22 protein-coding genes and 1 pseudogene are annotated in these 23,219 nt (G+C 65.3%); 11 read left to right on the top strand and 12 right to left on the bottom strand.

The genetic code is table 11. From position 1 onward, the window contains the following. From odhB to XF30_RS02400, 5 genes and pseudogenes are all read left to right on the top strand, one after another. Positions 1-815: pseudogene (gene odhB, locus XF30_RS02420) on the top strand (2-oxoglutarate dehydrogenase complex dihydrolipoyllysine-residue succinyltransferase); the annotation flags it as partial. A gap of 11 nt (positions 816-826) precedes the next feature. After that, positions 827-1,060 carry a hypothetical protein gene (locus XF30_RS02415; protein ID WP_036024626.1) on the top strand — a complete coding sequence of 78 codons (234 nt, stop codon included), beginning with the start codon at positions 827-829 and terminating at the stop codon, positions 1,058-1,060. Positions 1,061-1,085: 25 nt separating this feature from the next. Further along, positions 1,086-1,835: an SDR family oxidoreductase gene (locus tag XF30_RS02410; protein WP_192893015.1), complete on the top strand. Its 750-nt coding sequence runs from the start codon at positions 1,086-1,088 to the stop codon at positions 1,833-1,835. Positions 1,836-1,893: 58 nt separating this feature from the next. Beyond that, on the top strand, positions 1,894-3,294 hold the full coding sequence (gene lpdA / locus XF30_RS02405; RefSeq protein ID WP_109141821.1) for a dihydrolipoyl dehydrogenase: 1,401 nt from the start codon (positions 1,894-1,896) through the stop codon (positions 3,292-3,294). Between the two features lie 34 nt (positions 3,295-3,328). After that, positions 3,329-3,859 (top strand): hypothetical protein, encoded by a 531-nt coding sequence (locus XF30_RS02400; protein ID WP_109141820.1) that lies wholly within the window; start codon positions 3,329-3,331, stop codon positions 3,857-3,859. Between the two features lie 189 nt (positions 3,860-4,048). Here the strand turns inward: XF30_RS02400 and XF30_RS02395 are convergent, their stop codons facing one another. Together XF30_RS02395 and XF30_RS02390 are read right to left on the bottom strand one after the other, a co-directional pair. Further along, positions 4,049-4,636 carry a DUF4337 domain-containing protein gene (locus XF30_RS02395; protein WP_036008765.1) on the bottom strand — a complete coding sequence of 196 codons (588 nt, stop codon included), beginning with the start codon at positions 4,634-4,636 and terminating at the stop codon, positions 4,049-4,051. Between the two features lie 85 nt (positions 4,637-4,721). Next, positions 4,722-5,687: a tyrosine recombinase XerC gene (locus tag XF30_RS02390; protein WP_109141819.1), complete on the bottom strand. Its 966-nt coding sequence runs from the start codon at positions 5,685-5,687 to the stop codon at positions 4,722-4,724. Positions 5,688-5,799: 112 nt separating this feature from the next. Here XF30_RS02390 and XF30_RS02385 point away from each other — a divergent pair, with 112 nt between their 5' ends. Beyond that, positions 5,800-8,004 (top strand): primosomal protein N', encoded by a 2,205-nt coding sequence (locus tag XF30_RS02385; RefSeq protein WP_109141818.1) that lies wholly within the window; start codon positions 5,800-5,802, stop codon positions 8,002-8,004. A gap of 225 nt (positions 8,005-8,229) precedes the next feature. On the opposite strand, the gene XF30_RS02380 is transcribed toward XF30_RS02385, so the two are convergent. Beyond that, complete coding sequence (locus tag XF30_RS02380; protein ID WP_036008760.1) at positions 8,230-8,724, bottom strand: septal ring lytic transglycosylase RlpA family protein; 495 nt, start codon at positions 8,722-8,724, stop codon at positions 8,230-8,232. A 659-nt stretch (positions 8,725-9,383) separates the two neighbouring features. Here XF30_RS02380 and XF30_RS02375 point away from each other — a divergent pair. From XF30_RS02375 to XF30_RS02355, 5 genes are all read left to right on the top strand, one after another. Beyond that, the gene (locus tag XF30_RS02375) at positions 9,384-9,944 is read left to right on the top strand and encodes a F0F1 ATP synthase subunit delta (protein ID WP_109141817.1); all 561 of its coding nucleotides are present in this window, start codon (positions 9,384-9,386) and stop codon (positions 9,942-9,944) included. Then, positions 9,944-11,473, top strand: coding sequence for a F0F1 ATP synthase subunit alpha (gene atpA, locus XF30_RS02370; RefSeq protein WP_057026554.1), 1,530 nt, complete (start codon positions 9,944-9,946; stop codon positions 11,471-11,473). The genes XF30_RS02375 and atpA overlap by 1 nt, the downstream gene beginning before the upstream one ends. 170 nt (positions 11,474-11,643) lie before the next feature. Beyond that, positions 11,644-12,519, top strand: coding sequence for a F0F1 ATP synthase subunit gamma (locus XF30_RS02365; RefSeq protein ID WP_109141816.1), 876 nt, complete (start codon positions 11,644-11,646; stop codon positions 12,517-12,519). A 34-nt stretch (positions 12,520-12,553) separates the two neighbouring features. Next, on the top strand, positions 12,554-13,996 hold the full coding sequence (gene atpD, locus XF30_RS02360; RefSeq protein WP_036008750.1) for a F0F1 ATP synthase subunit beta: 1,443 nt from the start codon (positions 12,554-12,556) through the stop codon (positions 13,994-13,996). Between the two features lie 88 nt (positions 13,997-14,084). Further along, the gene (locus XF30_RS02355; RefSeq protein ID WP_036008748.1) at positions 14,085-14,492 is read left to right on the top strand and encodes a F0F1 ATP synthase subunit epsilon; all 408 of its coding nucleotides are present in this window, start codon (positions 14,085-14,087) and stop codon (positions 14,490-14,492) included. Positions 14,493-14,662: 170 nt separating this feature from the next. Here XF30_RS02355 and XF30_RS02350 read toward each other — a convergent pair whose 3' ends face one another. The 9 genes from XF30_RS02350 to XF30_RS02310 all read right to left on the bottom strand — a co-directional run bounded on the left by XF30_RS02350 (position 14,663) and on the right by XF30_RS02310 (position 23,181). Continuing rightward, on the bottom strand, positions 14,663-15,163 hold the full coding sequence (locus XF30_RS02350) for an RNA pyrophosphohydrolase (protein ID WP_109141815.1): 501 nt from the start codon (positions 15,161-15,163) through the stop codon (positions 14,663-14,665). 197 nt (positions 15,164-15,360) lie between these two features. Further along, a complete protein-coding gene (locus XF30_RS02345) occupies positions 15,361-15,867 on the bottom strand; it encodes an RNA pyrophosphohydrolase (RefSeq protein ID WP_036024645.1) in 507 nt (168 codons plus the stop codon). A gap of 75 nt (positions 15,868-15,942) precedes the next feature. Then, positions 15,943-17,163 carry a divergent polysaccharide deacetylase family protein gene (locus XF30_RS02340; RefSeq protein WP_109141814.1) on the bottom strand — a complete coding sequence of 407 codons (1,221 nt, stop codon included), beginning with the start codon at positions 17,161-17,163 and terminating at the stop codon, positions 15,943-15,945. A gap of 146 nt (positions 17,164-17,309) precedes the next feature. Beyond that, positions 17,310-18,671: a S41 family peptidase gene (locus XF30_RS02335; protein ID WP_036008736.1), complete on the bottom strand. Its 1,362-nt coding sequence runs from the start codon at positions 18,669-18,671 to the stop codon at positions 17,310-17,312. Further along, positions 18,668-20,047 (bottom strand): murein hydrolase activator EnvC family protein, encoded by a 1,380-nt coding sequence (locus XF30_RS02330; RefSeq protein WP_109145536.1) that lies wholly within the window; start codon positions 20,045-20,047, stop codon positions 18,668-18,670. The genes XF30_RS02335 and XF30_RS02330 overlap by 4 nt, the downstream gene beginning before the upstream one ends. 32 nt (positions 20,048-20,079) lie before the next feature. Next, entirely contained in the window at positions 20,080-20,562 is a 483-nt protein-coding gene (gene rlmH / locus XF30_RS02325; protein ID WP_109145535.1) for a 23S rRNA (pseudouridine(1915)-N(3))-methyltransferase RlmH, read from the bottom strand. 93 nt (positions 20,563-20,655) lie between these two features. Continuing rightward, a complete protein-coding gene (gene rsfS / locus XF30_RS02320; RefSeq protein ID WP_024338888.1) occupies positions 20,656-21,012 on the bottom strand; it encodes a ribosome silencing factor in 357 nt (118 codons plus the stop codon). Between the two features lie 209 nt (positions 21,013-21,221). Next, positions 21,222-21,866, bottom strand: a complete 645-nt coding sequence (locus tag XF30_RS02315; protein WP_036024650.1) for a nicotinate-nucleotide adenylyltransferase — start codon at positions 21,864-21,866, stop codon at positions 21,222-21,224. Positions 21,867-21,885: 19 nt separating this feature from the next. After that, positions 21,886-23,181 (bottom strand): glutamate-5-semialdehyde dehydrogenase, encoded by a 1,296-nt coding sequence (locus XF30_RS02310; RefSeq protein ID WP_036024651.1) that lies wholly within the window; start codon positions 23,179-23,181, stop codon positions 21,886-21,888. Positions 23,182-23,219 lie beyond the last annotated feature (38 nt).

Below are 23,219 nucleotides of genomic sequence, written 5' to 3'. Positions count from 1 at the left end.
GCGTCACCAAGGGCGACATGTTGGCCGCGATCGAGCGCGCCGCGTCGGCGCCGACGCCGGTCAACCAGCCCGCCGCCGCCGTGCAGGTCCGCAGCCCCTCGCCGGCCGATGACGCCGCCCGCGAAGAGCGCGTCAAGATGACCCGGCTGCGCCAGACCATCGCGCGCCGCCTCAAGGACGTGCAGAACACCGCGGCCATGCTCACGACCTTCAACGAGGTCGACATGACCAACGTCATGGCGCTGCGCGCACACTACAAGGACGCGTTCGAGAAGAAGCACGGCGCCAAGCTCGGCTTCATGGGCTTCTTCACCAAGGCCGTCGTGCAGGCGCTGAAGGACATCCCGGCCGTCAACGCCGAGATCGACGGCAGCGACCTGATCTACAAGAACTACTACCACATCGGCGTTGCCGTCGGCACCGACAAGGGCCTGGTTGTGCCTGTGGTGCGCGACTGCGACCACAAGTCGATCTCCGACATCGAGAAGAGCATCGCCGATTTCGGCCGCCGCGCCCGTGACGGCCAACTCAAGATCGACGAGATGCAGGGTGGCACCTTCACCATCACCAATGGCGGCATCTACGGCTCGCTGATGTCGACCCCGATCCTGAACGCGCCGCAGTCCGGCATCCTCGGCATGCACAAGATCCAGGAGCGGCCGATGGTCGTCGGCGGCAAGATCGAGGTCCGCCCGATGATGTATCTGGCGCTGTCCTACGATCACCGCGTCATCGACGGCAAGGAAGCCGTCACCTTCCTAGTCCGCGTCAAGGAGAGCCTGGAAGATCCGGCGCGCCTGGTGCTGGACCTCTAAGGGAGGCGACGATGGGGGAGCCGTCGCTCGCGCATGCGCTCATCTCCATGGTGCCGCTCCTGCTGACCACCCTTATCTTTTTCTTCTTTGCGATTCCGATTAGTCGCAGGAAAGGTAAGGGGGTCGGCTTCGCGGCCTTGTGCCTGATCCCGTTTCTCACGCCCTTCATTCTGTTCCATTTGATCAGCTTGACGGACAAGTCCGTGCTTGATCGCCTGGCGGCTCTTGAGGGCAGGACGTCGTAGTGCGCTCGAACTCGTGGGGATTGATGTGACGGATAAAGTCGTTGTCATCACCGGCGGCAGCCGCGGCATCGGGCGGGCGACCGCGCTTGCGGCGGCCGCGCGCGGTTTTCGCGTCGTGGTTGGCTACGCCAGCAACAAGCAGGCGGCCGACGAGGTGGTCGCGCAGATCGCGGCCAGCAACGGCAAGGCCATCGCTGTGAAATGCGATGTCGCCGAGGAAAGCGACATCCTCAATCTGTTCGAGGAGGCCGACAAGTTCGGCACGCTCGGGGCGCTCGTCAACAATGGCGGCATCGTCGGCAAGAGCGGCGTGCGCGTCGATGAGATGTCGGCCGAGCGCATCCAGCGGGTGATGGCGGTCAACGTCACCGGCACCATCCTCTGCGCGCGCGAGGCGGTGAAGCGGATGTCGACCAAGCACGGCGGCACGGGCGGAGTCATCGTCAACCTGTCCTCGGTCGCAGCGCGGCTCGGCTCGCCCAACACCTATGTCGACTACGCCGCGTCCAAGGGTGCGGTCGATTCCTTCACCGTCGGCCTCGGCCATGAGGTCGCGGGCGAGGGCATCCGCGTCGCCGCGATCCGTCCCGGCCTGATCGACACCGACATCCACGCTGCCGGTGGCGAGCCCGACCGCGCCCATCGCCTGGCCCATCTGGTGCCGATGAAGCGCGTCGGCACCGCCGATGAAATCGCCAATGCCATCGTCTGGCTGATCTCGGACGAGGCCTCCTACGTCACCTCAGCCATTCTCGATGTGTCCGGCGGACGCTGACGCGCCGCGCGGGCGCTGACACATCCTCACCACGCCTAACCTTACGGGACTTTCTCTCATGGCTACCTACGATCTCGTCGTCATCGGCACCGGACCGGGCGGTTATGTCTGCGCGGTACGCGCGAGCCAGCTCGGCATGAAGGTCGCCGTGGTCGAAAAGAACGCGACCCTCGGCGGCACCTGCCTCAATGTCGGCTGCATGCCGTCGAAGGCGCTGCTGCACGCCTCCGAAATGTTCGAGGAAGCCGGCCATTCCTTCGCCAAGATGGGCGTGAGCGTTTCCGCGCCGAAGCTCGATCTGCCCGCGATGATGAACTTCAAGCAGCAGGGCATCGACGGCAACGTCAAGGGCGTCGAGTTCCTGATGAAGAAGAACAAGATCGACGTGCTCAAGGGCACCGGCAAGATCCTCGGCACCGGCAAGGTCGAGGTCTCCGCCGACGGCAAGTCGCAGGTGGTCGAGACCAAGAACATCGTGATCGCCACCGGCTCCGACATCGCGCGCCTGAAAGGCATCGACATCGACGAGAAGCGCATCGTGTCCTCGACCGGCGCGCTGTCGCTGGAGAAGGTGCCAGGCAGATTGCTTGTCATTGGCGCCGGCGTGATCGGGCTTGAACTCGGCTCTGTGTGGCGCCGGCTTGGATCCGAAGTCATGGTGGTTGAATTCCTCGATCGCATCCTGCCCGGCATGGACGGCGAGATCGCCAAGCAATTCCAGCGCATCCTCGAGAAGCAGGGCTTTGCGTTCAAGCTGGGCTCGAAGGTGACCGGCGTCGAGGTGAACAGCAAGGCATTGCTCGCGAAAATCGAACCGGCTTCCGGCGGTGCCGCTGAGACGCTCGAAGCCGACGTCGTGCTCGTCTGCATCGGCCGCGTGCCCTACACCGACGGTCTCGGCCTCAAGGAAGCTGGTGTCGCGCTCGATGCGCGCGGCCGGGTCCAGATCGATCCGCATTTCGCCACCAGCCTGAAGGGCGTCTATGCCATTGGCGACGTCGTGGCAGGCCCCATGCTGGCGCACAAGGCCGAGGACGAAGGCGTCGCGGTTGCCGAGATCATCGCAGGCCAAGCCGGTCACGTGAATTACGACGTCATCCCGGGCGTCGTGTACACCACGCCGGAAGTGTCCTCCGTCGGCAAGACCGAGGAGGAACTCAAGCAGGCGGGCGTGGCTTACACGGTCGGAAAGTTTCCGTTCACCGCCAACGGCCGTTCCAAGGTCAACCAGACCACTGACGGCTTTGTGAAGATACTCGCAGACGCGAAGACCGATCGCGTGCTCGGCGTGCACATTATCGGCCGCGAAGCCGGCGAAATGATCCATGAAGCGTGTGTTCTCATGGAATTCGGCGGCAGTGCGGAAGATCTCGCGCGCACCTGCCACGCCCATCCGACGCGCTCGGAGGCCGTCAAGGAAGCCGCGCTTGCGGTCGGCAAGCGAGCCATCCATATGTAACGACGCGCCCAGCGCCGAACCGGGCGGGAAACACATGCTGCGCCGCCTTCTTCAACCGGTCTGGGTCCTGCTTGCGATCGTCTTCCTGATCGAAGCCTGGCTGTGGGATCATCTCGAGCCGATCGTCGCCAGGATCGTCGCAGCCATCCCGCTGGCGCGCTTCAAGCATTGGCTGACGGAGCGCGTCGATGCGCTCTCGCCGGCCATGACGCTGCTCGTGTTTGCGGTGCCCGTCGTCCCGCTGTTTCCGCTCAAGCTGGTCGGGCTGTGGCTGCTCGCGCATGAATACTGGACCGGCGCATTCTTCACGATCGTGTTCGGAAAGCTCGTCGGCGTCGGCGTCACCGCCTTCGTGTTCGACGTCACGCGCGCCAAGCTGCTGGAGATGCGCTGGTTCGAGCGGATCTACGCCCTGGTGCTGAGGGTGCGCGCCAAGGCCGCCGAGCTGGTCGACCCGATCAAGCGCCGCATCCGCGAGCTGATCGCCGGCAACGGCGAAGGCTGGTCCTACCGCACGCTGCGTATGATCCAGCGCTTCAGGAAGAGCGTGCATCAGGCGCGGTGATCTTCGCCACCACAAGGACCGTCCGTAGCCCGGATGGAGCGCAGCGCAATCCGGGACAGGCGTCCCCGCTCTATCCTCCGTCATTGCGAGCGCAGCGAAGCAATCCAGTATCTTTCCCCGGAGGCAGTCTGGATTGCTTCTTCGCAAGGGCTCCTCGCAATGACGCGGTGAGAACCCGGCCTCAACACCTCAATGCAAATGCAGCAGATGCGGCCACCACAGGCCGAGCGCGGTCATGAACAGGCCGGCGATCGTCAGCGCGCCGCCGACATAGGCGAGCGCGATCATGCCGGTGATGATGGTGGCGGACGCCAGCACGATGCCGATCTGGAAGGCGGCCGAAGCCAGCTCGAAATGGTGGTACTTCGCGGTCGCCTCGTCGCGGGCGTGCTCGGCGTGCTTGGCCTTGTCCGCAAGCTGCTCGGTGCCTTCGCCGGTCTCGGGCTCGGAGCGGTAGCGCTGCGCGGTCTTGGTCCAGTCGTCGATCTGCTTCTGCACGGCGGGCTTCTGCGCCTCGGCCGCGGCGGCCAGTGTCAGCTTGCCCTGTTCCGCCGCGGTCACCACCACGGTGCGGCGGATGCTCTTGGCCTGGAAGAATGCCCAGAGATTGGCGGCCTCGACGTTCTTGCTGATCGATTCGGTCTGGGCACCCTTGCCGAGCGTCTCCGAGATCGCCAGGAACAGCGCCAGCACGGCGATCAGAAGAGCGATCTTCTTGTTCGAGCCGGACGCGTGTTCGGCGTGCTCGGCATGCTCCATGCTTTCATGTGCGCCCATATAATGTCCCTCCTGTGCCGGTTCCCACGATTTGACCGAACCGTGGGCGCTGTGCAAGAGGCACGCGAGCTATGACGAGAGTGTGTCAGCGCCGCGGATGGGCGCTGGCATACACCTCGAGCAGCCGCTCGGAATCGATGCCGGTATAGACCTGCGTCGTCGAGAGCGAGGAATGGCCGAGCAATTCCTGGATGGCGCGCAGATCGCCGCCGCGCGAGAGCAGATGCGTGGCGAAGGAGTGCCGCAGCGCGTGCGGCGTGGCGCTGTCGGGCAGCCCAAGCGCGCCGCGCAGCCGCTCCATCGCGAGCTGGATGATGCGCGGGCTCAAGGGGCCGCCGCGCGCGCCGACGAAGATCGGGCCGTCCGCCGGAAGCGGATAGGGGCACATCGCGACGTACTCCTGCACCAGCGCCAGCACGTTCTGCAGCACCGGCACCATGCGCGTCTTGTTGCCCTTGCCGGTCACGACCAGCACGTCGCCTTCGCCGGGTTTCGGCACCTCGCGGCGCTTGAGACCCAGCGCCTCGGAGATGCGCAGGCCCGAGCCATAGAGCAGCGCCATCACCGCGGCATCGCGCGCCAGGATCCAGGTCTCGCGCTCCTCGCCGGCGCGCTCGTCGGCGTCGGCAAGACGTTTGGCCGATGCCATCGGCAGCGGCTTCGGCAGGCTCTTGGCGACCTTTGGCGCGCGGATCGCCGACAATGCGCCGACCTTGCCCTTGCCCTCGCGCTCCAGAAAACGTCCGAACGAGCGCAAGCCCGCCAGCGCGCGCATCAGGCTGCGGCCGGCGATGTCGTCGGCCCGGCGCATCGCCATGAAGGCGCGCACGTCGGTCGCCTCCAGCGCCGCGAAGCGCTCGAGCGTGACGCGCTCGCCCCAATGATTGCTGAGGAAATCCAGGCATTGCCGCAAGTCACGGCCATAGGCCTCCAGCGTCTTCGGCGACAGCCGTCGCTCGGCGCCGAGATGCGCCAGCCAGCGCGCCATCTCCTGCGCGATCGAGGGATCGGCGCTGGCGAGCTCGATGTGTGGGGCGACCGCTTTGCTCATGCGCTCTGGACGTGGTGATTCCGCACAGTATATCGCATCACACTCGTTTATTGTTCGCTAAGGCCGCCGCGCGGCGCTAGCCTCAAGGCCTCAAGGTTCCGATTCCCCGCTCATGGACCAATCGCCGCGCAACGACACCGCCCCCGCCACCCGCATGGTCGACGTGCTGGTGCCGGTCGCGCTCGACCAGACCTATTCCTACAAGGTGCCGCGCGGCATGGAGCTGAAGGCGGGCGACCTCGTCGGCGTGCCGCTCGGTCCGCGCGAGGTGCTGGCCGTGGTCTGGGGCGAGAACGCCAATCCTGATCCGCGCCTGCATAACCGCCTCAAGGAGGTCAGCGAGAAGCTCGACATCCCGCCGCTCAAGCCTGAGCTGCGCTCGGTGGTCGACTGGGTCGCCAATTACACGCTGAGCCCGCGCGGCATGGTGCTGCGGATGTGCCTGCGCATGGGCGAGAATCTCGGCCCGGAGCGGGTGCGCCCCGGCGTGCGCCTGACCGGCGATCCGCCGAAGCGCCTGACGCCGGCGCGCCAGCGCGTCATCGCTCTGCTGTCGGACCAGCTGCTGCACGGCAAGTCCGAGGCGGCCAAGGAGGCCGGCGTCTCCTCGGGCGTGATCGACGGTCTCGTCGATGAAGGCACGCTCACAGTGGAGCCGATGCCGCCGCCGCCTCCGCCGCCGGCGCCCGATCCGGAATTCGGCCGGCCGGATTTTTCGCCGCTGCAGCGTGCCGGTGTCGATGCGATGCGCGCGCTCGCGGCCAATGGCACCTTCCATGTCGCGCTGCTCGACGGCGTCACCGGCTCGGGCAAGACCGAGGTCTATTTCGAAGCGGTCGCCGAGGTGGTCCGCCGCGGCAAGCAGGCGCTGATCCTGATGCCGGAGATCGCGCTGACCGGCCAGTTCCTCGATCGCTTCGCGCTGCGTTTTGGCGTGCGGCCGATCGAATGGCATTCCGAGCTCACCCCGCGCACCCGCGCGCGCAATTGGGCCGCGATCTCCGAAGGTTCGGCGCCGGTCGTGGTCGGCGCGCGTTCGGCGCTGTTTCTCCCTTACGCCAATCTTGGCCTCATCGTCGTCGATGAGGAGCACGACCAGGCCTACAAGCAGGACGACGGCGTGCACTACCACGCCCGTGACATGGCGGTGGTGCGCGGGCATATCGCAAAAATCCCGGTCGTGCTGGCCTCCGCGACGCCGTCGGTCGAATCCGAGGTCAATGCGCGCAAGAGCCGCTATCAGCGCATCGCGCTGCCCTCGCGCTTCGGCGGCCAGCACATGCCGCATATCGAGGCCATCGACCTGCGCCGCGAGCCGCCCGCGCGCGGCCGCTTCATCTCGCCGCGGCTCGCCGGCGAGATCAGGACCGCGATCGAGCGGCGCGAGCAGGCGCTGTTGTTCCTCAACCGCCGCGGCTATGCGCCGCTGACGCTGTGCCGTGCCTGCGGCCATCGCTTCGCCTGCACCATCTGCGATGCCTGGCTGGTCGATCATCGCTTTCGCCAGCGCCTCGTCTGCCATCATTGCGGCTTCTCGATGCCGCGCCCGCACATCTGCCCAAACTGTTCGGCCGAGGAATCGCTGGTCGCGGTCGGCCCCGGCGTCGAGCGCCTGCAGGAGGAGGCGGCCGCGTTGTTCCCGCAAGCCCGCACCATGGTGCTGTCGAGCGATCTCATCACCTCGATCGAGACGATGCGAAGCGAGCTCGCCGAGATCGCGGAGGGCCGCGTCGACATCATCATCGGCACGCAGCTCGTGGCCAAGGGCCACAACTTCCCGCGGCTCAATCTGGTCGGCGTCGTCGATGCCGATCTCGGCCTTTCCAACGGCGATCCGCGTGCGGCCGAGCGTACCTGGCAATTGCTCAACCAGGTGATCGGCCGCGCCGGGCGCGAGCAGGGCCGCGGCGTCGGCTATCTGCAGACCCATCAGCCCGATCACCCCGTGATGCGGGCGCTGATCGCCTGCGACCGCGAGGCGTTCTACGACAGCGAGATCGAGCTGCGCGAGAAGACGCTCTATCCGCCGTTCGGCCGGCTCGCCAGCCTGATCATCTCCGCCGGCGATCGCCCGGGCGCCGAAGGCTTCGGCCGCAAGCTCGTCGCGCTGGCGCCGCGCGACGAGCGCGTCGTCGTGCTCGGCCCGGCCGAAGCCCCGCTCGCCGTCATCAAGGGCCGCTACCGCTTCCGCATCCTGGTGAAATCGGCGCGCGGTTTCGACCTGTCGGACTATTTGCGCAACTGGCTCGCGGTCTGCCCGAAGCCGACAGGCAATCTGAAGCTGGAAGTCGACGTCGATCCGCAGAGCTTTTTGTAGGGCAACCGCAGCCATACCCTCTACTGTCATTCCGGGGCGCGCGTAGCGCGAGCCCGGAATCCATCGGGCGGCAGAGTTTGTGGATGAATGGATTCCGGGTTCGCGCTCCGCGCGCCCCGGAATGACAAAACAAAAAAGCCCGCGGTCCCCCAAGACCGCGGGCTTGTTTCACGTGCGCAGCAAACTGATGAAAACTGCGCGCTCGATCAGGCGCGGATCGCGCCTTTAGGAGACGACTTCCGCGGTGACGCGGCCAACGCCGCGACTGGTGAGGCCAATGGCGCGGGCGGCACCCGTGGAGAGGTCGAGCACACGCCCGCGAATGAACGGGCCGCGGTCGTTGATGGTGACGATGACGCTCTGGCTGCCATGGGTGACGCGCAGCTTGGTGCCGAAGGGCAGCGAACGGTGCGCCGCGGTCATAGCGTTCTGGTTGAAGCGCTGGCCCGAGGCGGTCTTGCTGCCGGACTCATTGCCGTAAAAGGACGCGATGCCGGAGAAGCTGCGGCCCGTGCCGGAGGTCGGCGTCATCGACGCATTGGCATTGCGCCAATCGGAGGTCGCGTTGGCCTCGGTCTGGGCGTGGTGGCGGTGGTGATGCCGATGCTTGGATTTGGCGGAAGCTTCGGTGGCAGTTCCACCGACGAGGAGAGTTGCGGCGACGAAAGCAATCGCCGTACGCGGCCGGGTCACAAAGCCCAGCGTCTTCAAAGACAGCATTTAATGGTCCCTAAGCTAGTATTGCCACATTTGTGGCAAGTGGAGCCCCCATCAGTTTGTGAGCGATTTGGCGTTTCGATTCCCAATGAGGCGTGAATTGGGCAGTAAATCCGCTATGTGTCGTCTTGAAATATCTTGTTACCGTCGCGTGATATTCAGCCGATGTTCCGTAATCTTCGCCTTTAACGATTTATTAACCTCTATATTACTTGCGAATACTGTAAAGCGAAGTCATCGCCCCTAGCGTTTAGAATTCGATAAGTATTCGGCGGGTGGAACTGGTGGGAACGGATTCACGCCTCAGCGATCCGTGTTCATGGCCGCTATGCGCTGGGGGCAGGAACCAAATGGGGGGTGCCGCGGCAGGGCCGGCGCTGAATTCCGTGACGTGGCAGGTCGCCGCCTCGGTCGGCCCTCCCGCGCGCAATGTGTTGCGAGGCTGCGACGAACTGGCGATAGAACCTCATGCCTTTAGTTTGGCGTCATGTTGCACCTGCGCACCTGCTATGTTAGCAAAGCCGCGATTTTAACGAGCCCGGCACCTCCCGTGCTGGTCGGAAATCGAAGTCCCGCTTGAATTCCAAGGGCTTGGATCGCTAGGCGCCGCTTCGTGGCGACGGTTTTTCCCTTGCGAGTTTGACAGCAAAAAGAGCGCGTCTGTGGCTGCAGAAGATACGTCCGTTTCAGGTGTGTCCGGCCGTTATGCAACGGCCTTGTTCGAGCTGGCCCGCGACCAGAACGTGGTCGACGAGGTCAAAGCCGATCTTGATAAATTCGATGCCTTGCTGAACGAAAGCGCTGATCTCAAGCGCCTCGTCCGCAGCCCGGTGTTCGCCGCCGATGCCCAGTCCAAGGCCCTTTCGGCCGTGCTGGACAAGGCGGGCATCGCCGGCATCACCGCCAACTTTCTGAAAGTGCTGACCGCCAACCGCCGCCTGTTCGCGGTGGCCGACGTCAGCCGCGCCTACCGCGCCCTCGTGGCCCGGTTCAAGGGCGAGACGACGGCCGACGTCACGGTGGCGGAGGCGCTCTCTGACAAGAATCTCGATGCCCTCAAGGTTGCCCTGAAGTCGGTGACCGGCAAGGACGTCGCGCTGAACGTGAAAGTCGATCCCTCGATCATCGGTGGCCTCGTCGTCAAGCTGGGCAGCCGCATGGTGGATGGTTCGCTTCGCACCAAACTCAATTCGATCAAGCACGCGATGAAAGAGGCAGGCTGATGGACATCCGCGCCGCGGAAATTTCCGCGATCCTCAAGGACCAGATCAAGAATTTCGGCCAGGAAGCTGAAGTCTCCGAAGTCGGACAGGTGCTGTCCGTCGGCGACGGTATCGCCCGCGTCTACGGTCTGGACAACGTCCAGGCCGGTGAAATGGTCGAGTTCGAGAACGGCACCCGCGGCATGGCGCTGAACCTCGAAACCGACAACGTCGGTGTCGTTATTTTCGGTGCCGACCGCGAGATCAAGGAAGGCCAGACCGTCAAGCGCACCCGCGCCATCGTGGACGCGCCGGTCGGCAAGGGCCTGCTCGGCCGCGTCGTCGACGCGCTCGGCAACCCCATCGACGGCAAGGGCCCGATCCAGGCCGACAAGCGCATGCGCGTCGACGTCAAGGCGCCCGGCATCATTCCGCGCAAGTCGGTGAACGAGCCGATGGCGACCGGCCTCAAGGCCATCGACGCCCTGATCCCGATCGGCCGCGGCCAGCGCGAGCTGATCATCGGCGACCGCCAGACCGGCAAGACCGCGATCGCGCTCGACACCATCCTGAACCAGAAGCCGCTCAACGCGCAGCCGGACGAGAACATCAAGCTGTACTGCGTCTACGTCGCGGTCGGCCAGAAGCGTTCGACCGTCGCCCAGTTCGTGAAGGTGCTGGAAGAGCAGGGCGCGCTCGAATACTCGATCGTCGTCGCCGCTACCGCGTCGGATCCGGCGCCGATGCAGTACATCGCGCCCTTTACCGGCTGCACCATGGGCGAGTACTTCCGTGACAACGGCATGCACGCGGTCATCATCTATGACGATCTGTCCAAGCAGGCCGTCGCCTACCGTCAGATGTCGCTGCTGCTGCGCCGCCCGCCGGGCCGCGAAGCCTATCCCGGCGACGTGTTCTATCTGCACTCCCGCCTGCTCGAGCGCGCGGCGAAGCTGAACAAGGACATGGGCTCGGGCTCGCTGACGGCGCTGCCTGTCATCGAAACCCAGGCTAATGACGTGTCGGCTTACATCCCGACCAACGTCATCTCGATCACCGACGGCCAGATCTTCCTGGAAACCGACCTGTTCTTCCAGGGCATCCGTCCTGCCGTGAACGTCGGTCTGTCGGTGTCGCGCGTCGGTTCGTCGGCGCAGACCAAGGCCACCAAGAAGGTCGCCGGCAAGATCAAGGGCGAGCTCGCGCAGTACCGCGAAATGGCGGCGTTCGCGCAGTTCGGCTCCGACCTCGACGCCTCGACCCAGCGCCTGCTCAACCGCGGCTCGCGCCTCACCGAGCTGCTCAAGCAGCCGCAGTTCTCGCCGCTGAAGATGGAAGAGCAGGTCTGCGTGATCTGGGCCGGCACCAACGGCTATCTCGATCCGCTCCCGCTCAACAAGGTGCGCGCGTTCGAGGACGGCCTGCTGTCGCTGCTGCGCGGCAAGCACGCCGACATCCTCAACGCGATTCGCGACAGCCGCGATCTCTCCGACGATACCGCTGCCAAGCTGAAGTCGGTGGTCGAGGGCTTCGCGAAGTCTTTCTCATAAGAAGGCTGTCATGGCCGGGCCAAAGCGCGAAGCGCGTCTTCGCAACTGAAGTCCCGGCCATCCACGTCTTGTGCGTGGAAGACGGAGAACGTGGATGCCCGGGACACGCCCGGGCATGACGAAAGGATAGGGTCGCGGTCGAGCCGCAGGCTGATCGCTGGGGACGAAGAATGGCGTCACTTAAAGACATGCGCGTCCGCATCGCCTCCACCAAGGCGACGCAAAAGATCACCAAGGCCATGCAGATGGTCGCGGCCTCCAAGCTGCGCCGCGCGCAGACCGCCGCGGAAGCGGCGCGTCCCTATGCTGACAAGATGAGCGCGGTGATCTCCAACATCGCCAGCGCCGCGGTCGGCTCGCCCGGCGCACCGGTGCTGCTGGCCGGCACCGGCCGAGACCAGGTTCATCTGCTGCTGGTCTGCACCGGGGAGCGCGGCCTGTCCGGCGCCTTCAACTCCTCGATCGTGCGTCTCGCCCGCGAGCGCGCTCTAGCGCTCGCTGCGCAGGGCAAGGAGGTGAAATTCTTCTGCGTCGGCCGCAAGGGTTACGAGCAGCTCCGCCGCCAGTTCGACAAGCAGATCGTCGAGCACATGGACCTGCGCAGCGTCCGCCAGCTCGGCTTCGTCAACGCCGAGGAGATCGCCAAGAAGGTTCTGGCGCGCTTCGACAACGGCGAATTCGACGTCTGCACGCTGTTCTATTCGCAATTCAAGTCGGTGATTGCACAGGTCCCCACCGCTCAACAGATCATTCCGCTGATTGTCGAGGAAAGCGCTGCGAATGGCAGCGCGACCTCTTACGAATATGAGCCGGAGGAGGACGAGATCCTCACGCGCCTGTTGCCGCGCAACCTCGCGGTGCAGATCTTCCGCGCCCTGCTCGAGAACAACGCCTCGTTCTACGGTGCGCAGATGTCGGCGATGGACAACGCCACCCGCAACGCCGGGGAAATGATCCGCAAGCAGACGCTGGTCTACAACCGCACGCGTCAGGCTCAGATCACCAAGGAACTCATCGAAATCATCTCCGGCGCAGAAGCAGTCTGACCGGACACGAAATTCGGATCGAAGGAGACAGTAAATGGCTACAGCAGCCACACAGATCGGTCGCGTTACCCAGGTCATGGGCGCCGTCGTCGACGTGCAGTTCGAAGGCCACCTGCCGGCCATTCTCAACTCGCTCGAAACCAAGAACGGCAACAACCGCCTGGTGCTGGAAGTCGCGCAGCATCTCGGCGAGTCGACCGTCCGCACCATCGCGATGGACGCCACCGAAGGTCTGGTGCGCGGCCAGGAAGTGACCGACACCGGTCAGCCGATCTCGGTTCCCGTGGGGGACGGTACGCTGGGCCGCATCATGAACGTCATCGGCGAGCCGATCGACGAGGCCGGCCCGATCAAGTCGGAAGGCACCCGCGCCATCCACCAGGAAGCGCCGACCTACACCGACCAGTCGACTGAAGCCGAAATTCTCGTCACCGGCATCAAGGTCGTCGATCTGCTCGCTCCGTATGCGAAGGGCGGCAAGATCGGCCTGTTCGGCGGCGCCGGCGTCGGCAAGACCGTGCTGATTCAGGAGCTGATCAACAACGTCGCGAAGGCGCACGGCGGTTACTCCGTGTTCGCCGGCGTCGGCGAACGCACCCGCGAGGGCAACGACCTCTATCACGAGTTCATCGAGTCCAAGGTCAACGCCGACCCGCACAATCCGGATCCGAGCGTGAAGTCGAAGTGCGCGCTGGTGTTCGGTCAGATGAACGAGCCGCCGGGCGCCCGCGCCCGCGTCGGCCTGACCGGTCTGACCGTCGCCGAGCACTTCCGCGACCAGGGCCAGGACGTGCTGTTCTTCGTCGACAACATCTTCCGCTTCACGCAAGCGGGTTCGGAAGTGTCGGCGCTGCTCGGCCGCATTCCTTCGGCGGTGGGTTATCAGCCGACGCTCGCGACCGACATGGGCGCGCTGCAGGAGCGCATCACCACCACGCAAAAGGGCTCGATCACCTCGGTGCAGGCCATCTACGTGCCGGCCGACGACTTGACCGACCCGGCGCCCGCGACCTCGTTCGCGCACTTGGACGCCACCACGGTGCTGTCGCGCGCGATCTCGGAAAAGGGCATCTATCCGGCGGTGGACCCGCTCGACTCGACCTCGCGCATGCTCTCGCCGCTGGTCGTCGGCGAGGAGCACTACACCGTCGCCCGTCAGGTCCAGCAGGTGCTGCAGCGCTACAAGTCGCTCCAGGACATCATCGCCATTCTTGGCATGGACGAGCTTTCGGAAGAGGACAAGCTAACGGTGGCCCGCGCCCGCAAGATCGAGCGCTTCCTGTCGCAGCCGTTCCACGTCGCCGAAATCTTCACGGGTTCGCCGGGCAAGTTCGTGGACCTCGCCGACACCATCAAGGGCTTCAAGGGCCTGGTGGAAGGCAAGTACGACCACCTGCCGGAAGCTGCCTTCTACATGGTCGGCACCATCGAAGAAGCCGTCGAGAAAGGCAAGAAGCTGGCGGCGGAAGCGGCCTAAGGTGCGAATGGCGAATAGGGAGTAGCGAATAGACGCGCTGCTCTCTTCGCCACTCGCCATTCGCTACTCACCATTCGCAAGGTTTCCCATGGCCACCTTCCATTTCGATCTCGTCTCTCCGGAAAAGCTCGCCTTCTCGGGTGAGGTCGATCAGGTCGACATCCCCGGCGCCGAGGGTGATTTCGGCGTGCTGGCGGGGCATGCGCCGGTCGTGGCTGCGATCCGGCCCGGCATTCTCACCGTCACCACCGGCGGCCGCCACGAGAAGATCATCGTGCTCGGCGGCCTTGCCGAAGTCTCCGAAAAGGGCCTCACCGTGCTCGCCGACGTCGCGACCTCGCTGGACGAGCTCGACCGTGTCCAGTTCGCCGAGACGATCGCGGAGATGGAAGAGAACTTGAAGGAGCACGAAGGCACCGAGCTCGATCAGGCCATCGAGCGGCTCGACCACTTCAAGAGCATCCAGCATCAGCTCAACGCCACGGCTATGCACTAAGCCCCGGGGCACCGCTCCGGGGCTCGATCTCCAAATTCCTGAACAGTTTCAGCGCTCGTCACGGTCGTGGCGGGCGCTGAAACTTTATTGCGCTATCGTTGGCGCTGTCGCCTATTTTATCGCGGCGCGCCAGACACTTCGCTACTGTGCATGGGGTTGTTTTCGAGAGTTCAGTCGGAGAGGTGCGCAAACTCCTGTGCCACCGCGCGGTAGACCTCGCGGCGGAACGGCACCACGAGGTCGGCGACACGGCCGAGGCGCTCCCAGCGCCAGGCGTCGAACTCGGCGGGCTGGCCGTTGCGCGGCGTCAGCGGATCGATCTCGTCGTCCGTGCCGGTGAAGCGCAGCGCGAACCATTTCTGGCGCTGGCCGCGAAATTTCGCCAGCCGGTGCGTCTGCGGTCCGTCGTAAGGCGGGAATTCATAGGTGAACCAGTCGGTCTCGCCGAGATAGTCGGCACTGACGACGTTGGTCTCCTCCCACAGCTCGCGCATCGCCGCATCACGCAGGTTCTCGCCCTCGTCGACGCCGCCCTGCGGCATCTGCCAGTCGAGCCCCGGCATGATGATCTCGGGTCCGTCACCCTTGAAGCGATGGCCGATCAGCACGCGGCCGTCGGCGTTGAACAGCGCGATGCCGACGTTCGGGCGGTAGGGTTTGTGGGTCGTCACGCGTAACCTTCTCTCGTCATTCCGGGGCGCGCGAAGCGCGAGCTCTGGTGCGCAATTGCGCACCTGAGAATCCATAACCACAGGCCACAATGGGTTGAAAGGCCGTGGCTGCTATCCTTCGCACAGCTTCTGCCTGGGAGTATGGATCCCCGCCTTCGCGGGGATGACGACCGAGCGAGCCGCGACAGGTGATCTGATCACCCCTCCGCCAGCGCAGAAAATTCCTGCACCACGCGCTCATAGACTGGGCGCTTGAACGGGATGATCAACTCAGGGAGATTCTTCATCGACTCCCAGCGCCAGCTCACGAATTCCGCCTTGTGGCCGCCGCCGCCGGGATGCTCGACGTTGATCTCGCTGTCCTTGCCGGTGAAGCGCACCGCGTACCATTTCTGGCGCTGGCCGCGGTAGCGGCCCTTCCAAGCGCGCCCGGCAACGGTGCGCGGAATGTCATAGGTGAGCCAGTCCGGGACCTCGCCGAGCCGCTCGACCGAGCGCACGCTGGTCTCCTCGTAGAGCTCGCGCTTGGCCGCTTCCCAGGTGTCCTCGCCGGGATCGACCCCGCCCTGCGGCATCTGCCAGACATGGGTGTCGTCGACATGCTCGATGCCGCCGGCGCGGCGGCCGATGAACACCAGTCCCTTTGGATTGATTAGCATCACACCGACACAGGTCCGGTAGGGCAGATCCTCGTAACGCGCCATTCCGCCAGACCTCTTGCCTGCTTCTTGGGAAGGCATGCCGGCCCCGCGAGACCCGTGCCGAACCAATTCGTTGATTTAGCTGGATTTTGATTTCAGCATCGCGGTTGTCAATGGCACCAAAAGGATACCTCGGTCGCCCAATGTCTTGGTCCAGGCGCTGATGCGCTCGATCGAGACGGGCAAGGCGGAGGCCGTGCCGACGGCGATGCCGCGCTCGCGCGCCGCCGATTCCAGCTTGTTGAGGGCGCGGTCGATCTCGGTCGCCGTCGGCACCGCGTCGATGGCGATATCGCCCTTGCCGAACGGCACGGCTTGGTTCGCCGCGGCCTGGGGCGCGATGCTGCGGGGCGAGGAGCCGTCGTCGAAGAAGCCGAGCCCGCGCTTGGCCGCCTCGCGGATGATCGGCTGCATCGCCGGCTCCGTCGCGATGAAGCGGGCGCCCATGAAATTGGTGAGGCCGGCATAGCCCTGCATCCGGCTGAGGTGCCAGTACAGGCGGTCCATGTTCTGGTCGGGGCTGAGCGAGGTCAGCAGCGTCTGCGGCCCCGGATCGTTGTCGGGGAAGTCGTAGGGCTCCATCGGGATCTGGAGGAAGATCTCGTGGCGCTGCGCCCGCGCCCGCTCGGCGAGCTTGCCGGGGTCGGAGCCGTAGGGCGTGAAGGCCAGCGTCACCGCCGGCGGCAGCTTCATGATGGCGTCCAGGGTCTTGGCGGCGCCGACGCCGAGGCCGCCGATCACGATCGCGACCACCGGCATCTTGGCGGCCTTGGCGCGGTCGGCGTCCGCCGCATAGACGTTGAACGGCCTCAGCCCGTCGGCGACCACCGGGATCATGCCGTAGCGCGATTTCTCCAGCAGCTTCGGATTGATCCCGGTCATGACGGGCGGCGGGGCGGATGCAGCCTCGCCCTTGTCGGCGGCATCGCCCCCGCCGATCACCACGTCGCGGCGGGCGCCGGTGGAGCCATCGATCATGGTGATGGTCCTCTGCTCGCCGGGCGCGGCCTGCTTCGGCGTTTCCTTGGTCTCGTGCTTGGTTTCCTGGCCTTGGCCGATGGCAGACTTGTCGTCCGTGGCCTTCTCGGCCGGCCTGAGCTGGTTGATCGCGATCCGGCTCATCGGCTCACCGCCGAGCGGGTCCTTGTTGAAGATGGCGAAGCCGGCAAAGGTAACCAGGAACAGGCCGAGCAGAACAGCGAGCAGCTGCATAGACGTGAACGGCAGCCGCAGCCGCCGTTTGCGGCGCGGCTTATCCTGTCCGAGCGGGGCGCTCAGATCATCGGCCGTTTCAGTCATGCGCGATCCCGAATCACTCCAGCCGACGATACCACGCCGAGGTCAAGCGGCGGCAGGCCGGGATAGGCCGGAGGCAGCAGCAGTTCCCAAGCAAAAAGGGCGGCTTCGGGAAGCCGCCCTTTCGCTGGATCGCGTGATACGCCGACCTAGTTCGCCGCTTTGGCCTTGTCGGTCGCCGCCTTGTTGTCGTTGCCGGGCGTCGGCGCCGCGGAGGCGCTGTTCTTGATGCCGTGGAGCAGGTCGCCGGCGAGCTTGAGCGCCTTGTCGTCCTTGGCGTCCGGCGGGACGTAGGACTGCGAGCCCGTCTTCTCGTCGCCGTCGTTCTTCAGGTGGCCGCGCAGCGAAGCCTCGCCCTTGGTGTCGGTGCGCGACTTCAGCTCGTCCGGCACGTCCTGCAGCACTTCGATATCGGGCACGATGCCCTTGGCCTGGATCGACTTGCCCGACGGCGTGTAATAGCGCGCGGTGGTCAGCCGCAGCGCGCCGTTGCCGCTGCCGAGCGGAATGATGGTCTGCACCGAGCCCTTGCCGAACGAGCGCGTGCCGACGATGGTCGCGCGCTTGTGGTCCTGCAGCGCGCCGGCGACGATTTCCGACGCCGAGGCCGAGCCGCCATTGACCAGCACGATGACCGGCCTGCCCTTGGTCAGGTCGCCCGTATGCGCGGCGCGGCGCTGGGTCTCCTCGGCATTGCGGCCGCGGGTCGAGACGATCTCGCCCTTCTCGAGGAACGAGTCGGAGACGGTGACCGCTTCCTCAAGCAGGCCGCCCGGATTGTTGCGGAGGTCGATGATGAAGCCCTTGAGCTTGTCGCCGCCGATCTGGTTCGTGAGGTTGCCGATCTCGCGCTTCAGGCCTTCGGTGGTCTGCTCGTTGAAGGTGGTGATGCGGATATAGCCGATGTCATCCTGCTCGACGCGCGCGCGCACCGAGCGGACGCGGATGTTGTCGCGCACCAACGTGACGTCGAGCGGATTGTCCTGGCCCTTGCGGATGATCTTGAGCTTGATCTTGGTGTTGACTGGACCGCGCATCTTCTCGACCGCCTGGTTCAGGGTCAGGCCCTGCACCGCCTCGTCGTCGAGATTGGTGATGATGTCGTTGGCCATGACGCCGGCGCGCGAGGCGGGCGTGTCGTCGATCGGCGAGACCACCTTGATCAGGCCGTCCTCCATCGTGACCTCGATGCCGAGGCCGCCGAACTCGCCGCGGGTCTGCACCTGCATGTCGCGGAAGCTCTTCGCGTCCATGTAGCTCGAGTGCGGATCGAGGCCGGTAAGCATGCCGCTGATGGCGGATTCGATCAGCTTGGTGTCATCGGGCTTCTCGACATAGTCGGAGCGCACGCGCTCGAACACATCGCCGAACAGGTTGAGCTGGCGATAGGTGTCCGCGGTGGCGGCTCGCGCGCTGGAGCCCATGAACACCGCGCGCGGCTGGGTCACGAACAGCGTCAGCGCCGCACCGGTGGCGGCGCTGAGGAGGATTACTGAAGTCTTGCGCATCATCCGCGAACCTTCTCGCCTTCATTTGCGGCCCACCATGGGCCTGGATCGATTGGAGTGCCGTCTTTACGGAACTCGACATACAGCACAGGTTGACTCGCATTGGTGGCGAGAATGGAAGCGACCTGAGAGGTCGACCCCATGGTCGCGACCGGCTCCCCCGTGAGCACAAACTGGCCGATGTTGACCGAAATGCGCTCCATCCCGGCGATCAGGACATGATACCCGCCCCCGGCGTTTAGGATCAAGAGTTGTCCATAGCTGCGGAATGGGCCGGCATACACAACCCAGCCATCACACGGCGTCGTGACCTGGGCGCCGGGCTTTGTCGCCAGCGAAATGCCCTTCTGGACGCCGCCGACCCCGTCGGAACCGCCAAAGTCCCTGATCTTGTTACCGTTAACCGGAAACGGCAGGAGGCCCTTGGCCGAAGCGAAGGCGATCGCCGGGGTGGTGCGGGACTTGTCCTTGAACGCGCCCGGGCCCTGTTTGGCGCTGGCGGCCGCGTTTGCCGCCGCCAGTTTGGCCTCCTTGGCCTCGGCCTGCCTTGGGGCCTCTGCGGCCTTCTCGGCCGCCCTGGCGGCGGTTTGCAGATCCTGCTCCATCTTGGCGATCAGCCCCTGGAGATCGCCGACCTGCCTTGACAGCGCGATCGCGCGCGCACTTTCGGCGTCGAGGTCTTTTTCCCGCGCGGACTGCTGACGCTGCCGTTCCTCGATCAGGGCGGTGAGCCGGGTCTGGTCGCTCCTGACCTTGTCGCGGTCGGAGGCGAGCTGATCGCGCTCGGTGGCTATGGTCTTGCGCAAGGCCACGAGCTCGCCGAGCTCGCTTGCGATCTTCTCGGCGCGGCCGCGCAATTCCGGCACGACGGCGCCAAGCAGCATCGCGGTGCGCAAGGATTGCAGCGCATCTTCGGGCCGCACCAGCAGCGCCGGCGGCGTGCGCCGGCCGGCGCGCTGCAAGGCCGCCAGCACCTCGACGATGTCGGCACGGCGCGAATCCAGCGAAGCGCGCATCTGCTGCTCGCGGCCGTTCAGCGTTCGCAGCCGCGCCTCGGCCTCGTCGATCTTGGTTTCCACGGCGCGCACATTGGCGGCGGTGTCGATCAGCTGCTGATTGAGCTGGGTGCGGTCCTGGCCGAGCGCAGTGATCTCGGCCTTCAGCTTGGCCTGCGCTTCTTCCGCGCTTCGTTGCCTCGCGCGCGCGGCCTCCAGCTCCTGCTCGCGCTGCTTGATCGCATCGGGCGAGACGGCGGCAGTCTGCGGCGACGGCGCAACTGTCTGACCTTGCGTCTGGGCTTGCGCGAGGCTTTCTTCGGCGAAGAGGCTTGCGCCGGCAAGGCCGGTGATCAGCAGCAGGTTGAGGAGCGGCGCTCGCATCGTGTCGGCAAAGGTGCTCGTTGTGGCGCGCATCACGCGCGGTGATAGGGATGGCCGGCCAGGATGGTGGCGGCCCGATACAGCTGTTCCAGAAGCATGACGCGGATCATTTGGTGCGGCCAAGTCGCAGAGCCGAACGCGATCGCGAGCTTGGCCTTACGGCGCAATTCGGGCGAAAGTCCGTCCGCCCCTCCGATCACGAAGATAGTATGTCCGGCGCCCTCGTCGCGCCAGCGCGCCAGATGCCGTGCGAATACGGTGGACTCGAGATTCTGGCCGCGCTCGTCCAGCGCCACCAGGATCGCCTTATCAGGAATATGCGCCGAGATCGCCGCGGCCTCTTCGGCCATCCGTGTCGCGGCGTCGCGCGCGCGGCTTTCGGGAATTTCGTGGATGTCGAGCTCGCGGAATCCAAGCTTGCGGCCAGCCTCCTCGAACCGCTCGAAATAGCGGTCTGCAAGCTCCCGTTCGGGGCCCTGCTTCAGCCGGCCCACCGCAATGACAGCAACACGCATGATTTTAGGAGTCGCGTTGACGAGACCGCGCGCAACAGGCGCGCGCACGACGCTAGCATGCGCGTCAGCCGATTCGAAATCGGCCAGTTGAGCCTAGATCGCCTTCGCCGCCCCTGGGCCCTGCGTGTACAACCTCTCGAGGTTGTAGAACTCGCGGACCTCGGGTCGGAACACGTGCACGATCACGTCGCCGGAATCGATCAGCACCCAGTCGCAATTGGGCAAGCCCTCGACATGGATGTTCTTGATGCCGTTTTCCTTGAGGCTCTTGGTGACGTTTTCCGCGATCGCGCCGACGTGCCGGTTCACCCGGCCGGTGGTGACGATCATGTAGTCGGAGTACGCCGATTTGCCGCGAAGGTCGATGGTGACCGTCTCTTCCGCCTTCATGTCCTCGAGGCGGGAGAGGATCAGGCTCAGCGTCTTGTCGGCGTCGGGTTGCGCCTTCAAGGCCGCAGCTTTGGTCGATGTTTTACGCGTAGGCTTGGCAACCTTGGGTAAAACAGACTTGGACAATACAGATGCGGTCAGGGACCATTCCTTTCACTGTATCGCGAACGCCGAATCCGGGCGCCCACTGGTTACACTACATCATGTGGGGTTAAGGGTTTCAATATGCCAGAGAGACCGAAATCCCCACCAGGTCGGCACACTTCGTCTCACTTCGTACCTTTCCAGCTCCCGTCCGGGTTCCGTAGGCCGGTCGAGGAGAGATTCAGCTTCAATCCGGTCAGGAACACCCAGGCCGGTGCTGGCCGATCCGCAAGCTGGACGGCCTTGTTCTCGGGCAGACGGTAGCGCGATAACGCCTGGGCCGCGGGCGAGCCGAGCGCGCGAAAACTCTGCGGGGGGCGATCGATCACGGCCATCGGCACCTGGGCGGCGATGCGCCGCCAGTCCTGCCAACGATGGAATTGAGCAAGATTGTCGGCGCCCATGATCCAGACGAAGCGCAAGCCAGGGAAGCGGCGGCGCAAGGTGTTGATCGTGTCGATAGTATAGCGGGTGCGAATGACGGATTCGAGACAGCTCACCTCGATGCGCGGATCATCGGCGACCTCGCGCGCGGCCTGCATGCGCTCGCCGAGCTCGTGCAGCGTGCCGTTCTCCTTGAGCGGATTGCCCGGCGTAACCAGCCACCAGACGCGATCGAGCTGCAATCGCTTCAGCGCGAAGCGGCTGATCGCGCGGTGCGCCTGATGCGGCGGGTTGAACGAGCCGCCGAGCAGGCCGATGCGCATGCCCGGCGTCGAGGGCGGAACAGCTTGCGCCACGAAGCGCGGCACGACGAGATTGTTGCTCAATGCCCGCGCCCCGCGACGTCTACGGCCGAGTCTGTCCGGTGCCGCGGACGCGATATTTGAAGCTCGTCAATTGCTCGGCGCCGACCGGGCCGCGGGCGTGGAAGCGGCCGGTGGCAATCCCGATCTCGGCGCCGAACCCGAACTCGCCGCCATCGGCAAACTGCGTCGAGGCGTTGTGGAGCACGATCGCGGAATCGACCTCGCTCAGGAACTTGCTCGCCGCAGCCTCATCCGCGCTCACGATGGCATCGGTGTGATGCGAGCCGTGGTCCTGGATGTGCGCGATCGCGCCGTCGACGCCGTCCACCACCTTCGCCGCGATGATCGCGTCGAGATATTCGGTGTCCCAATCCTCCTCGCTCGCCGGCTTGACGCGCGGATCGGCCTTCTGCACGGCCTCGTCACCGCGCACCTCGCAGCCGGCATCGAGCAGCATCTCCACCAGCGGCTTCAGGTTCTTGCCAGCGGCGGCACGATCGACCAGCAGCGTCTCGGCCGCGCCGCAGACGCCGGTGCGTCGCATCTTGGCATTGAGCACGATCGACTTCGCCATGGCGAGGTCGGCGCTGCCATCGATATAGACGTGGTTGACGCCTTCGAGATGCGCGAAGACAGGCACGCGCGCCTCCTGCTCAACCCGCGCGACGAGGCTCTTGCCCCCGCGCGGCACGATCACGTCGATGGCGCCGTTGAGGCCCGACAGCATCATGCCGACCGCTGCGCGGTCGCGCGTCGGCACCAGCGTGATCGCAGCTTCCGGCAGGCCGGCTTCGCGCAGGCCCTGCACCAGGCACTCATGGATGGCGCGGCACGAGCGGAAACTGTCGGAGCCGCCGCGCAGGATCACGGCATTGCCCGACTTCAGGCACAGCACGCCGGCATCGGCCGCGACATTGGGCCGGCTCTCAAAAATCACGCCGACGACGCCGAGCGGCACGCGCACGCGCTCGATGGACATGCCGTTCGGCCGCTGCCAGCGCTCGGTGACGACGCCGATGGGATCGGCGATGCCGCGCACAATGCCGATGCCTTCGGCCATGCCCTCGATGCGCGCCGGCGTCAGCGTCAGGCGATCGATGAAGGAGGAGGTGGCATTGCCGGCGGCACGGGCCTCCGCGACGTCCTCCGCATTGGCGGCGAGGATCGCGGCCGAGTTGGCGCGGATTGCCCGCTCCATGGCTTCCAGCGCGCGGTTCTTCTGCTCCGGCGGCGCCAGCGCCAGCACGCGCGCGGCAGCGCGGGCACGGGTTCCGAGATCGGACATCAGCGCCTGAAGATCGGCATTGCCGTCAACGGCTTTGAGGGGGGCGGCCATGGGGTCAAACCTTCTGCTAAGGCGGTGTCCTAGCACGG

This window comes from Bradyrhizobium sp. SUTN9-2, assembly GCF_003122645.1.
GTDB classification, from domain to species: Bacteria; Pseudomonadota; Alphaproteobacteria; order Rhizobiales; family Xanthobacteraceae; genus Bradyrhizobium; species Bradyrhizobium yuanmingense.
This window is presented reverse-complemented; position numbering and strand designations above follow the sequence as displayed.